This window comes from Microbulbifer elongatus, from assembly GCF_021165935.1.
GTDB lineage: Bacteria > Pseudomonadota > Gammaproteobacteria > Pseudomonadales > Cellvibrionaceae > Microbulbifer > Microbulbifer elongatus.
This window is the reverse complement of the sequence record NZ_CP088953.1, coordinates 394,396-406,903: the sequence shown is the minus strand read 5'-3', so window position 1 is coordinate 406,903 and position 12,508 is coordinate 394,396. Positions and strand designations below refer to the sequence as shown.

Below are 12,508 nucleotides of genomic sequence, written 5' to 3'. Positions count from 1 at the left end.
AGCCTCGTATTGTCATCCCGGTACCGGATCGAGTCCGGCATGACAAAAGCACCCGTGATCCAGGCCCTCTCTGGAGGGGCGCTGCGCTCGGGAGCCGATATTCTCCAGGGCTTTTTTAGTATCGACGAATCTCCTAAACTCCGGTCATCACAATAAAAAGAGCCCGGGTTAGCTATGTCCAGTTCAGATTCGCCCAGTCCAGACTCCGAAAACACCATCCCGCCAAAAAAGCTCTCTGATGAAGATCAGGCCAAGGTCGATCGTTACCTGAAAAGCGGCCACAACGATGTGGAGCGCAAACCGTTTCGTCCTTTTCTGTTACTCGGCATTATTCTCGTGGTGCTGACCGTATTATCTCTACTCAGCCTGTTTATCGCGCGCACCAAAGGTGTCGTTTAGGCTCCGAGTTTCAATAGCAGTCGCCATTCGCTCTCGCTTACTGGCTGAATCGACAATCTTCCCTGTTTCACCAGCACCATCTCCGCCAGCGCCGGGTTCTGCTTGATCTCTTTCAGTGGCAGCGGGCGGGCAAATTCGCTTTGCCAGCGGATATCCACACAGAACCAGCGCGGCTTCTCTGCGGTGGCCTTGGGGTCGAAGTATTTACTCTCTGGATCGAACTGAGCGGGATCCGGGTAGGCGGCTCGCACCACCTGCGCCGTGCCGACGATGGCCGGCACCTTGCATGCGCTGTGATAGAAGAGCACACCGTCGCCTTCTTCCACCTCGTCGCGCAGGAAGTTGCGCGCCTGGTAATTGCGAATACCGTCCCAGCGTCCAACATGACCAGGTTCGGCCTTGAGGTCATCCAGGCTATATTCATCCGGTTCCGACTTGAACAGCCAGTAACTCATTGCTCTGCCTCCACTTGCCGCGTTTTCTGCGGCAGTCCGTCCGATTGTTGCGTTTGGTGGTATTTCGTCCACGGCTTGTGTCCTTTAGGCTATTTTCCCAGATTGGCGCCGTACGTGCGCACCTTTGGAGATTTATGGGTACTTCTGTTTTCAACTGGCTGTCCGACTGGCTGGCAACCGAGCGCAACCAGTACTGGGCGCTGCAATTCAGCGGCTGGGCAGGCTACACACTGCTGACCTTTATCGGTGGCTTCTTCTGGGTGGAAAACCACTGGCTGTACACCGGTTATCTGGCGGTGGCTACAGCCTCGGGGGTCGCCCTGTCCGAGGGTATGCGCCGCGGCTTCCAGCACCTGTGGGACAAACCGCCGGCTACCCGTCTGATTGGCACTCTGGGGGTGCTCATCATTGCCGCCGCGCTGTGGGCGGCGATCAAGTTCGGTGGCTCCCTGTGGCTTTACGGCAAGGACAGTGACGAACACCCCATGGTGATGGCGGTCTACTGGTTCTCGTACTCCTTTCTGATATACATGACCTGGACCGCGCTCTACTACGGTATCAAGTACTACCAGACCTCACTGCAGCAGCAGGAAAAAGCCCTGAAGGCGGAGTCCATCGCGCACCAGTCCCAGCTCAAGATGCTGCGCTATCAGCTCAACCCGCACTTTCTGTTCAATACCCTGAACGCGATTTCCACCCTGATTCTGGATCAGGACGGTAAAACCGCCAACAGCATGGTGACGCGGCTGTCTCAGTTCCTGCGCCACTCGCTGGATAACGATCCGATGCAGAAGGTCACGCTGGCAAAGGAAGTCGAGGCGTTGATGCTCTACCTGGATATCGAGAAAGTGCGTTTTGCGGATCGCCTGCAGATCAACGTGGACCTGGACAGCGATGCGCCGAATGCACTGGTGCCCAGCCTGTTGCTGCAACCTATTGTGGAAAACGCCATCAAATACGGTATTTCCCAGCGGGAGTGGGGTGGTGAAATCACGATGAAAGCGCGCGTATTTGCCGGCGAACTGTTGATCGAGATCAGCGACAATGGGCCAGGGGTGCGCGAGGAGGATCTCGCGGGCCTGGGTCGCGGTGCCGGTGTGGGTATTCGCAATACCTGCGAACGTCTGCGCGCGTTGTATGGGGTCGAGCAGAAAACCCGATTCTGTAATCGCCCGGAAGGCGGGCTGGCAGTGCATCTGCGTATTCCCTTCGAACAGGAATAGCGCGCAATGGCGCCAAGTGCGGTAATAAGGCGGATTATCCGGAGAGAAGCGAGCAGTGAGTAACGAAACCCTGAACGTCATCATTGTGGACGATGAGCCTCTGGCCCGGCGCGGTCTGCGCCTGCGCCTGGAAAACCTGGGTGGCATTGAGGTGGTGGCCGAGTGTGGTAATGGCCGCGAGGCGCGGGAGCAGATTCTGGCGCTGAAGCCCGATGTGGCGTTCCTGGATATCCAGATGCCCGGCGTCAGTGGGCTGGAGTTGGTCCAGTTGCTGCCGCGGGATGAAATTCCTCAGATCGTATTTGTGACCGCTTACGATCAGTACGCGGTGGAAGCGTTTGAGGTCAGTGCCGTGGATTACGTGCTGAAGCCGATTGAGGAAGACCGCCTCGCGCTGGCGTTGCAGCGGGTGCGGGAAAAGCTGGGCAGCGAAAACCTGGTGGCACAACGGGAGCAGTTGCTCGAGGCTGCGGCAGACCTCACCCAGGAATCACCGGAGGCTCTGGAGGAAAAGCTGGCTGCCGGAGAGCTGGGTGGTAGCCGTTACCCGGACAAGATCGCGATCAAGGATTCGGGAAAGATTACCCTGGTGCCCGCGCGGGATATCGACTGGATCGATGCTGCCGGAGACTACATGTGTGTGCACGCCAATGGAGAAACCCATGTGATGCGGATCACCATGAAGGAGCTGGAGCAGCAGCTGGATCCGAAGGTATTCCAGCGTATTCACCGCTCCACCATCGTCAATTTAAAGCGGGTCCGCGAGATCTGCGCGCACATCAATGGAGAGTACCACCTGGTGCTGAATAACGGTGAGCGCCTGAAAATGAGCCGGAGCTACAAGAACAAGGTGCAGCACTTCATCTAAAACCGCCGCTCACTGAAAAAATAATCTCGTTTTTCGCTTTTCGGGAGACTAAAACTCCGGCGTAACGGTGGCCCGCATCGGGCCCCCCATGTCAGGAGGCCCCCATGGCACCCGAAAGTGACTCTCAATTATCCCTGTCTTCCCGACCGCTACTGCGCGCTATGGCCGATAACTGGTGGGTGGCGCTGGTGCGTGGCCTGTTCGCTATCGCATTTGGTGTGCTGACATTTATCTGGCCGGGCATATCCCTGCTGAGCCTCGTGTTCCTGTTTGCGATCTACACACTGATCGACGGCGTGGTGGCGCTGTACGGGGCGATCAAGGGGCGTGGCCAGGTAGAGCGCTCGTCCCTCTGGTGGCTACTGTTTGTGGGGATCACCGGCATCGCCGCGGCGATTCTCACCTTTGTCTATCCACAGGTCACGGCGCTGGTGCTGGTGATCTTTATTGGTGCCTGGGCGCTGGTGCGGGGCATCTTCGAGATAATTGGCGCTATTCGCCTGCGCAAGGAAATTGACCAGGAATGGCTGCTGATTTTTGCCGGGGTGCTGTCGGTGATTTTTGGGCTCGTACTACTTCTGAAACCGGGCGCCGGTGCGCTGGCTTTACTCTGGCTGATCGGCAGCTACGCGATTGTATTCGGTATTATTCTGGTGTGGCTGGCATTTCGACTGAAAAAACTGGCACACAATACGCATGGTACTTGAGCCATAGAGCCTGAATGCCTTCGCAAGCCCGGGCAGGGCGGTGCACTTGGTCTTCCTGGTGATTCCAGGGGTGCCCATTCTCATGGCGCTCGCCCCGGCTTGAATCTGAACGGGGCGCCGTGCAAACTGCGAGCAATCTCCAGTATGCGCACCCAGGCCAAAACAAATATAACGAGCCGTTCATGAGCGAAGCACTGATCGTTCTCGATCCCGCTGCGGATAAAAGTCTGCAGCAGCAAATCCGCGAAAGACTGATCCAGGGTATCCTGTCAGGCAGCATCCCTGCGGGCCACAAAATGCCCTCGTCGCGCCGCATGGCCGAGCAGTTGGGTGTCGCCCGCAATACGGTGGTACTGGCCTATCAGCAGCTGGTGGATGACGGCTTTCTGGTCACCCGCGAGCGCAGTGGCTTCTATGTCAGTGAAACCGTGTCACAGCAGGGGGTAATCAGTCACAATGCCGGTGAGCCACAACGGGACGAAGACGACCGGCAGTTCTGGCGCGCGCACTGTAACCCGGTGTCCGTCAGCCGCAGAGCATTGCAGAACCGCCCCGCCAACTGGCTGCAGTATCCCTACCCCTTTGTCAGTAACGAATACGACCCGCGCCTCTATCCGAGCGCCGAGTGGCGGGAGTGCACACGGGATATCTTCACCGCGCGGGAAGTCGCGCAGTGGGCCACTCTCGGCAACAACGAAGACGATCGCCACCTGGTGGAACAGATCTGCACGCGGCTGCTGCCGCGTCGGGGTATCTACGTGGACCCGGGCCAGATACTGCTCACCAGCGGGATGGAGCAGGCCTGTTATCTGCTGGGAGAATTATTGCTTGGCAGCCAGCGCAAACTTGCGCTGGTGCAGCCCGCCGGCGGCGAGACCGGTGAGATCTTCCGGCGCACCGGTGCACAGATATTGCCGCTCTCCCAGGATGCCGATGGCCCGTTACTGGATGACGCCTTCCAGGCGGCCCACAGTATTTATCTGCAGCCCAATGTACATAACCCCACCGCCGTCACCACCAGCCTTGAGCGCCGCCGTCAGCTGTTAAGGCAGGCGCGGGAGCAGCAGGCGGTGGTCATTGAGAACGACTGCGACCACGATTTCTGCTACCACGGCAATCCGTTGCCGCCACTGAAAAGCATGGATGGGGGCAGTTCAGTAATCTATCTCTATCAATTCCCCAAGATCATCGACCCGGGCATGCAGCTGGCGTTTGTAGTGGCACCCAAACCGGTGATTCAACGGCTGCGTGCACTGCGCTACACCCTGCGTGAACGCGTGCCGGCGCTCAACCAGCGGTTGCTGGCCAAGTTCGTTGCGGCCGGCCACCTGGACGCGGCGCTGTTCAAGCTCACGCAGCAGCTGAAGGAGCGGTGGACCGCACTGGGGGAGGCCCTGATGTACCACCTGCCCAAACTCAAGGTACGTCGCGCCAGCTGCGGTACTGCATGCTGGCTGGAATTACCTCCCCATGTCGATGGTGCCCAACTCCAGACCAGTGCGGAACAGAACGGGCTGCTGCTGGAAACCGTGGGGGATGGCAGTGCCGTGCGCCTCGGTTTTTCTGCAATCGATGCCGACAAGATCGAGGGAGGTGTGCGGGTGCTTGCGCAGTTGATCAACGGAGAGTTGCAGGCGGAGGAGGAGTCACTGGATGTGGCCTCTGGCCGGCGCCTGAGCGCGGAAGATCTGCAGCGGGAAATGCCCGGAGCCATATTTCTTGGCACCAACACCCTGGGTGAGTCCTACCGTATCGAGCTCAAACCGGATGGCACCATGCTCGGCTATTCCCGCAACGATGTGGAGATGGACGAGACCGACACCGGGCGCTGGTGGCTCGATGGAGACCAGTGGGTGCGCCAGTGGCGCACCTGGTCCTACGGTCGCAAAGCCAGTTTCTACGTGGTGACCGACGGTCACCGCATCAAGTGGTTTAATGAAACCGGCAAGCTGATTGATGCGGCGATTATTGCCAACGAGTGAGAAACTCAAGACGCGCGATCGAGTCGCGCTGCAGCCGGTACCGCCACCAGACAAATTGCCAGTACCGCAACGGTAACGATGACCAGCTGCGTATAGCTGCCCCCGCCGGTAATGAAATACCCCGCAAACAGTGGCCCACAGGCCAGGCCAAGCTTGGACGCGAAACCGCCAAAGGCACCCATCTGGCCGGCGCTGTCAAACCGCGAGGCCATGGTCAGGAAGTAGGGCACACAGAAAGCCCAGGTCATCCCGGTAACCACATTCGCCAGAATAAACAGCGGGCGAATATCACTGAATACGAACAGCAGCAGGCCGAGCAGGGTGATGATCAAGGCGGCGGCCAGAGGCTTGGCCAGCGGATATTTCTGTCCGGTCACCGCCGCCAGTGCCGCGCCGCCAATTGCGATCAGGTTGGCCCAGAACAGGGTCTGGCTGATAAAGCCCAGGGGTAGTGCAAAGGTTTTGCCGAGGTCAAAAATAAAGGCGAACAGAGCCATGTTCGCAAACTGGAAACAGAACAGTGCGATCAGCGTAATGATGATCGGCAACAGTGGCAGCGGAGCTGCGTTTTCCGCACGTTGACGATTCTCTGCCTCTGTTGGCAGCGGATAGTCCGCGATCAACGGCAGCATCAGCAGCGTGATGACACTGAAAGTGATCAGCGCGAAAAAGGGCACGTAGGTACCGTGTTCGGCTACCAGTGCAGGCAGAAAGCCCACGCCGATGGCTCCGCCGGTATATTGCACCAGCAGCACCATACTGTAACTGCGCCCGGCAATGCCGCTGCGGGCAATCACCGCAAAACCCAGCCCCACCAGTGCGCCGCCGAGAATACCGTGTACCAGTCGCAGAGGGATCAGCAGGTCCAGGTTGGCCAGCTGGATGGTGAGCACATCCATGCCGATGGAGCAGCACAGCAGAATTGCCGCTGCGCGTTTCCAGCGAGGAATGTGCCGAATCAGCCAGGAAACTGTAAATGCGCCGATTACCGCACCCATGGTGTTGGCAAAGGTGATCTGCCCCGCCTGCTCCGCACTGAGGCCGGCACCGGCCATCAGGGCATCCACAATGACCGGAAAAATATTCACATAGTAAAGACCGGCGGAAGACAGGAAGGCGAGAAAAATACTCGCGATCCAGCCGTTACTGACCAGAAGGCCGCGCCCGTGGGTATTTTCGGGAATTTTATTTCCGGAATAGCCTGATTCGGGGGCGTCTGTTACTGCAGACTGGGCTGGGTTTTCCATGGGTACTCCGGCGCTGTGGCGAATTGTTATCTGTCTTGTTTGATGAACCGATTTGTTGAGCGGACGTCCATTCAGAAGAAGTCGCGGTCGGTTCCTGTGCCGGACCAAAGCTAACTTATTACAGCCTGCGTGATAGTGCCAGATTCATTCCGGCGTTAGGTCCAAATCCCCCGATACTCCGTCTCCACCCCGGTTGGACTCATGCCTCCCGCCAATCTGGCCCTATAGCCGTGCCTCGCTCTGGGCCAGTATTAATCCAGCTGGCCACGGCTGCGCGAAATGCTCCGCCAAGGCTGTGGCGACAACAACAATCAATAATCCAGAACCAGGAACCGGTGTGATGAGTAGCAACCGCAGGTCTTTCGGAATAGCAGCACTGCAATTGAAGCTGGATGAGGCAGACAACCTGGAGCTGCTGCTGCAGAAAATTCAACGCACCAAACTGCGTTACCCCTGGGTGAAAATGATCGTGCTGAGCGAGCTGGCGCTGCGCGGTGTCGGTGCGCAACACGCCCGCGAACTCCCCTCTGCCGAAGAGGATGCCTTTTGCCGCACCGCACGGGAACTGGGTATCTGGCTGATCCCCGGGTCCATGTATGAAAAGTGTGGCAGTGCCGTGTTCAACACCACGCCGGTGATCAATCCAGCCGGTGAAGTCATCGCCCGCTATCGCAAGATTTACCCGTTCCTGCCGTACGAAAAGGGCGTCACAGCAGGAGACCAGTTCGTGGTGTTTGATGTGCCCGAGGTGGGGCGCTTTGGGGTCTCCATCTGCTACGACATGTGGTTCCCTGAAACCACCCGAGCCATGGCCTGGATGGGTGCAGAAGTGATTATCCACCCCACCAAAACCGACACGATTGACCGCAAAGACGAACTCTCCATGGTGCGCGCCAGTGCGGTGATGAACCAGTGTTACATCGTCGATGTAAACGGAGCCGGCGAGCAGGGCAACGGCCGCTCGATCATTGTCGGGCCAGAAGGCGATACCCTGCATGAGGCCTCTATTGAGGAAGAAATTATCTCCCTCTATCTGGATGTAGAAAAAGTTACCCAGGTGCGCGAGCGCGGCATGAAAGGCCTGGGACAAACCCTGAAAAGTTTCCGCGATGGCAAGGTGCACTATCCACAGTACGAGCGGGGTGCGGTATCCCCTGCACTGGAGCAGCTTGGCGAGCTGAAAGTGCCGGAATAAGACCGGCGAAGCAAAAGTTCATTTCTCACAGGATGGCTTTTAACAACCACAACAAACTGGACCAGTCGTTGTAGACTAACTGGCACTAGGTATAGGCCAGGGTCCAGTTATACAAAAGAATCACAACAACAGCCGGCGTAGTTTGGCCAGCGGCGAATATTCAAATAAGAGATCCAAACCTAGCAGAGGGCATCATGAAGCAACCAATCAAGCAGGGGTTTAGCAAATCCACACTGGCAACCGCCGTCGCGGCAGTATCCGCGGGTACGCTGCTATCCGTTCCGCAGCTGGCGAGTGCGCAAGAATCACTTATTGAGGAAGTGATTGTGACTGCTACCCGCCGTGCGGAGAGCGTTCAGGATATTCCATACAACATTTCTGCCGTGAGTGGGGATGAGCTCGAAGCGGGGCAGATTACCGATGCCGCAGAAATGATGCGCAGTGTTCCAGGGCTGACCGTCGTTGACCGGGGCTACCGCAATTCGGGCACCGTCAACGGTGTCATTATCCGTGGTATGAATGTCGACAGTGGTGCGAACGGTGATGTTCCTCTCTCCGCTGTGCCAACCGTTGCCACTTACGTTGATGACACGCCTCTGTACGGCAACTTTATTCTTAAAGATATTGAGCGTGTGGAAGTACTGCGTGGCCCACAGGGTACGCTGTATGGATCAGGCTCTCTGGCGGGTACCGTTCGCTACATCATGGCCAAACCTTCTACCGAAGGGTTTGAAGCGAAAGTGGGTAGCAGCGTCAGCCAGACCGAGGGCTCTGGTGGCACCAACTTCAGTGCCGACGCACTGGTCAATATTCCTCTCGGTGAAAAAATGGCGCTGCGCGCTTCCGCGGGTATGATCGACAACGATGGTATTGTGGATTACACCAACGTTTACGAGCTTGATTCCCAGGGTGCTCCGGTTGCGGCCGGCGGTGACATTGCCAATGGGGCACCGGTATTCCGTAGTGTAGAGGATGCGGATACCGTAGATATTACCTACGCACGCGCATCGCTGCTGATCGAGCCGAATGATGAACTGAGTGTGCAGCTTTCTCACCAGATGCAGAGCGATGAAATCGGTGGCCGTCGTCAGGTTACCCGCGGCAGCAACTGGGTGAGTGGTGAAGAAGAGTTTTACGATGACTACGAAAATGGTGCGGTGACCCTGGAGCCTTCCGAGCGGGATGTGTCTCTTACCGCGCTGGAAATTTCACTGGATATGGGTTTTGCAACCTTTACCTCCAGCACTTCAAATTATTCCCACGATGGCATCGCCATCAGCGACAATTCCGGCTTCTACGCACAGAATGACTGGTTCGGCGCCTACTACGGTGGCTCACCGCGACCGCTGGCTCAGGCCGAACGCTTTTACGACGACAGCGCGCTGGTGCAGGAAATCCGCCTGGTTTCCAATGGTGATCAGTTTGTCGACTGGGTAGCGGGCTTCTTCTATATGGATCAGGAGAGCAACGCGGGTCAGAACAGTTATATGCCCGGCTGGGCCGCGTGGGCCGCTGAGGCCCCTGCGGTTTGGACTCCGGGACTCTCCTTCGCTGAAGAGTTTGCCAGCTGGGGTGCAAACGTTCAGGACCAGGACTTTTACTTCCGCCGCAACCAGAGCTTTACCGACGCGGCCATCTTCGGTGAAACCACGTTCAATTTCTCCGACACTTTCCGTATGACCCTTGGCCTGCGTCACTTCGATAATAAGCTGACCAATGACAGCGTACTGCAGCTGCCGATCTGGCCCGAGCCGGAAGAGGACACCAAAGCCAGCTTTACTACCGAGGAGAGCGATACCCTGTTGAAGGCGAATGTCTCCTGGGATATGAACGCGGACACCATGCTCTACGCTACCGTTTCCGAAGGCTATCGCCGTGGCGGCGCCAATGCGGTGCCTCTGGTCGGCGGCTTTGCCGAGAGCCCGGATTACCTGCAGTACGGATCCGACCAGGTGATGAACTACGAGCTGGGTGTGAAAGGTACCACTGACTCTCTGCGTTACACCGTGTCGCTCTTCCGTATGGACTGGGCCGATCCACAGTTGAATACTTCTACGGCAAACTGGGGCTTCTTCGCTGCGGTCAATGGGGATGAAGCCAGAACTCAGGGGCTGGAACTGGAACTGCAGGGTGACCTGACCGAGAGCATCGGCTACAACCTCGGTTATGCGTTTGTCGATGCTGAACTGACCGCCGATTTCTATCAGCCCTACGGTAACTTCCAGGGCAGTGGTGTCACTGGGGAATACATTGTTGCAGAGTCAGGCGCTAGCTTGCCGGGCACCGCCGAACACACCCTGTCGGTCGCCATGGATCACACTACGACCATCGGTGCCTTCACCCTGGTTAGTCGTTTGAATGGTTACTACCAATCGGAAACCTCCAACTCCATTGGTGACGGGGCGACTGCAGCAGAGTTTGACGGGTTCCAGTTATGGAACCTGAGCAGCACGCTGGTGGCAGACGACTGGGATGTCACCCTTTATGCCAAGAACCTTTTCAATGAAGATGGTGTAACCGGGGCACTGACAGAAGCTCATATGGGGACGGATCCGGCGGAGAACTTCTACGGTAATTCCTCCAAAGACTACATCAGTCTGCCGCGTACATTCGGTGTTTCTGGTCGCTATCACTTCTAAACGTTCATTGTTGTTTTTCTAGATCCTGTTTAGCCGGCCTTGTGGCCGGCTTTTTTATGTGCGGGAAACGGGTACACTGTTCTGTAAAGCTCAGACAAGTTAGAAGTCATGTCATTACACGCCGAGCCAAGCAGTGAAGCGAAACAGGCCTATACCAGGGCCAGAAAACTTTTTCAGTCCGGTCACTTACGGGAGGCAGAAGAAGTCGCTCGTACAGTTGTTGAACTGTCACCAGGTTTTGCAAGTGGCAGACGGTTATATGCTGATATTCTGATGGCAGGTCAAAAGTTCTCTGCCGCGAGAAGCCAGCTTCAACAGGCTTTGACACTTTTCCCGGGAATGGCACCAAGACGCTGGCCGATCCTTCTCCATATTGCGACCAGTTATGTACGCGAAGGGGATATCGCTGGTGCGTTGGGTACACTGCAGTCCGCAGATTTTGAGGATCTAGAACTGCTCGATAGCGCGACGCTTTCGCAACTTGGGTATCTATTTACCATGTGCGAATCCCATGAGCACGCACTTGTAGTGTTTGAAACCGCGGTAACCAAACAGCCTGAAGAGCCATTGCTGCTGTTCAACTGTGCTGCGGCGAATCGTGCCATGGGAAATCTGGAGCGTGCAGAAATACTCTATGACCGAGTCATTGCCCTTAGGCCTGATGATTGGGAAGCATACAAGAATCGATCTGATCTGCGTAAGCAGAAAGCAAACCGCAATCATGTGGGCGAACTGAGTGCCCTGGTCACTCGAGATCGACTGCCAGAGCAGGCAGCGATTCAGTTGAATTATGCGCTGGCCAAAGAGTACGAGGACCTGGAAGAGTACGCAGCAAGCTTTGCGGCACTTGAAAAAGGTGCCAAATCCCGCCGCAAGAATATCGACTATCAGCTAAGTCGCGACCTTTCGGTGATGACAGAGATTGCGGATGTATTTGACCGAAATTTTCTGTCGGGCCGAGCTGTTCCCTGCGAGCAGGGTCAAGAGGTTATTTTTGTGCTTGGCATGCCGCGCACTGGTTCTACACTGCTGGATAGGATTCTTTGCGCGTCCGGCGAGGTCGCTTCAGCGGGTGAGCCGGATACGTTCGCGCGCCTGTTATTACAGCAGGCCGCTACGGATTGCGAGCGGGATGAAACTCGCAATGTTATTTTGACAGCGGGCAATAATCTGGATATTGCAAATGTGGGAAGCCTGTATATCAGGCAGATGCGTGCCCGAGCCCGTCAGACAGGGAGTCAGTGGATTATTGATAAAAATCCAATGAACTTTCTGTACCTGGGGTGGATTGCCAGAGCGCTACCTGCGGCCAAGATAGTGCATCTGGCGCGCAACCCGATGGATACCTGCTACGCCACCTATAAAACGCTGTTCAAGAGCGCCTACCCGTTTTCGTACGATCAGCATGAGTTGGCACGCTACTATTGCTCGTATCGAAAGTTGATGATGCACTGGCGTGAGGTGTTCGCAGAGCGGGTTATCGATGTGCACTATGAAGATCTGGTCAGTGATCTTCCCTCGGCAAGTCGTGCGGTCTATGCGGCCTGCGGGGTCCCCTGGAAAGATCAGGTGCTGGAACACTACTATTCCCAGGTTGCGGGCACTTCAACAGCGAGTGCTGCGCAAGTTCGGCAGCCGGTATACCAGTCGTCCGTACACAAGTGGCATCACTTGCGTGCGCAGCTGAAGCCGATCCAGCAGGTTCTGGAGGATGCCGGTATAAGTGTTGAATAAAAAGCGCTAAAAAATGGCAGCCATGGCTGCCATTTTCGAAGCTGCTATAGCCACTGCCT

At 56.7% G+C, this 12,508-nt stretch carries 10 protein-coding genes; 8 read left to right on the top strand and 2 right to left on the bottom strand.

From position 1 onward, the window contains the following. Nucleotides 1-174 precede the first annotated feature (174 nt). On the top strand, nt 175-399 hold the full coding sequence (locus LRR79_RS01615; RefSeq protein ID WP_231758696.1) for a DUF3094 family protein: 225 nt from the start codon (nt 175-177) through the stop codon (nt 397-399). Here LRR79_RS01615 and LRR79_RS01610 read toward each other — a convergent pair. Then, nucleotides 396-854: an EVE domain-containing protein gene (locus LRR79_RS01610; protein WP_231758695.1), complete on the bottom strand. Its 459-nt coding sequence runs from the start codon at nt 852-854 to the stop codon at nt 396-398. The genes LRR79_RS01615 and LRR79_RS01610 overlap by 4 nt on opposite strands. A gap of 134 nt (nt 855-988) precedes the next feature. Here LRR79_RS01610 and LRR79_RS01605 point away from each other — a divergent pair, with 134 nt between their 5' ends. The 4 genes from LRR79_RS01605 to LRR79_RS01590 all read left to right on the top strand — a co-directional run bounded on the left by LRR79_RS01605 (nt 989) and on the right by LRR79_RS01590 (nt 5,634). Beyond that, a complete protein-coding gene (locus LRR79_RS01605; protein WP_231758694.1) occupies nt 989-2,077 on the top strand; it encodes a sensor histidine kinase in 1,089 nt (362 codons plus the stop codon). A 55-nt stretch (nt 2,078-2,132) separates the two neighbouring features. After that, complete coding sequence (locus tag LRR79_RS01600) at nt 2,133-2,945, top strand: LytR/AlgR family response regulator transcription factor (RefSeq protein ID WP_231758693.1); 813 nt, start codon at nt 2,133-2,135, stop codon at nt 2,943-2,945. Between the two features lie 104 nt (nt 2,946-3,049). Beyond that, complete coding sequence (locus tag LRR79_RS01595) at nt 3,050-3,652, top strand: HdeD family acid-resistance protein (RefSeq protein ID WP_231758692.1); 603 nt, start codon at nt 3,050-3,052, stop codon at nt 3,650-3,652. A 182-nt stretch (nt 3,653-3,834) separates the two neighbouring features. Then, nucleotides 3,835-5,634, top strand: a complete 1,800-nt coding sequence (locus LRR79_RS01590; RefSeq protein ID WP_231758691.1) for an aminotransferase-like domain-containing protein — start codon at nt 3,835-3,837, stop codon at nt 5,632-5,634. 5 nt (nt 5,635-5,639) lie between these two features. Here LRR79_RS01590 and LRR79_RS01585 read toward each other — a convergent pair whose 3' ends face one another. Further along, on the bottom strand, nt 5,640-6,881 hold the full coding sequence (locus LRR79_RS01585) for an MFS transporter (RefSeq protein WP_231758690.1): 1,242 nt from the start codon (nt 6,879-6,881) through the stop codon (nt 5,640-5,642). A 340-nt stretch (nt 6,882-7,221) separates the two neighbouring features. On the opposite strand from LRR79_RS01585, the gene LRR79_RS01580 reads away from it, so the two are divergent. From LRR79_RS01580 to LRR79_RS01570, 3 genes are all read left to right on the top strand, one after another. Beyond that, nucleotides 7,222-8,076 (top strand): carbon-nitrogen hydrolase family protein, encoded by an 855-nt coding sequence (locus LRR79_RS01580; RefSeq protein ID WP_231758689.1) that lies wholly within the window; start codon nt 7,222-7,224, stop codon nt 8,074-8,076. A gap of 194 nt (nt 8,077-8,270) precedes the next feature. Further along, the gene (locus LRR79_RS01575) at nt 8,271-10,715 is read left to right on the top strand and encodes a TonB-dependent receptor (RefSeq protein ID WP_231758688.1); all 2,445 of its coding nucleotides are present in this window, start codon (nt 8,271-8,273) and stop codon (nt 10,713-10,715) included. A 108-nt stretch (nt 10,716-10,823) separates the two neighbouring features. Beyond that, on the top strand, nt 10,824-12,449 hold the full coding sequence (locus LRR79_RS01570) for a tetratricopeptide repeat-containing sulfotransferase family protein (RefSeq protein WP_231758687.1): 1,626 nt from the start codon (nt 10,824-10,826) through the stop codon (nt 12,447-12,449). Nucleotides 12,450-12,508 lie beyond the last annotated feature (59 nt).

What these genes read in the sequence shown, in the direction of transcription:
- LRR79_RS01580 (WP_231758689.1), top strand. Translation starts at nt 7,222, where the DNA reads ATGAGTAGCAACCGCAGGTCTTTCGGAATAGCAGCACTGCAATTGAAG.
- LRR79_RS01605 (WP_231758694.1), top strand. Translation starts at nt 989, where the DNA reads ATGGGTACTTCTGTTTTCAACTGGCTGTCCGACTGGCTGGCAACCGAG.
- LRR79_RS01595 (WP_231758692.1), top strand. Translation starts at nt 3,050, where the DNA reads ATGGCACCCGAAAGTGACTCTCAATTATCCCTGTCTTCCCGACCGCTA.
- LRR79_RS01585 (WP_231758690.1), bottom strand. Translation starts at nt 6,881, where the DNA reads ATGGAAAACCCAGCCCAGTCTGCAGTAACAGACGCCCCCGAATCAGGC.
- LRR79_RS01615 (WP_231758696.1), top strand. Translation starts at nt 175, where the DNA reads ATGTCCAGTTCAGATTCGCCCAGTCCAGACTCCGAAAACACCATCCCG.
- LRR79_RS01575 (WP_231758688.1), top strand. Translation starts at nt 8,271, where the DNA reads ATGAAGCAACCAATCAAGCAGGGGTTTAGCAAATCCACACTGGCAACC.
- LRR79_RS01610 (WP_231758695.1), bottom strand. Translation starts at nt 854, where the DNA reads ATGAGTTACTGGCTGTTCAAGTCGGAACCGGATGAATATAGCCTGGAT.
- LRR79_RS01590 (WP_231758691.1), top strand. Translation starts at nt 3,835, where the DNA reads ATGAGCGAAGCACTGATCGTTCTCGATCCCGCTGCGGATAAAAGTCTG.
- LRR79_RS01570 (WP_231758687.1), top strand. Translation starts at nt 10,824, where the DNA reads ATGTCATTACACGCCGAGCCAAGCAGTGAAGCGAAACAGGCCTATACC.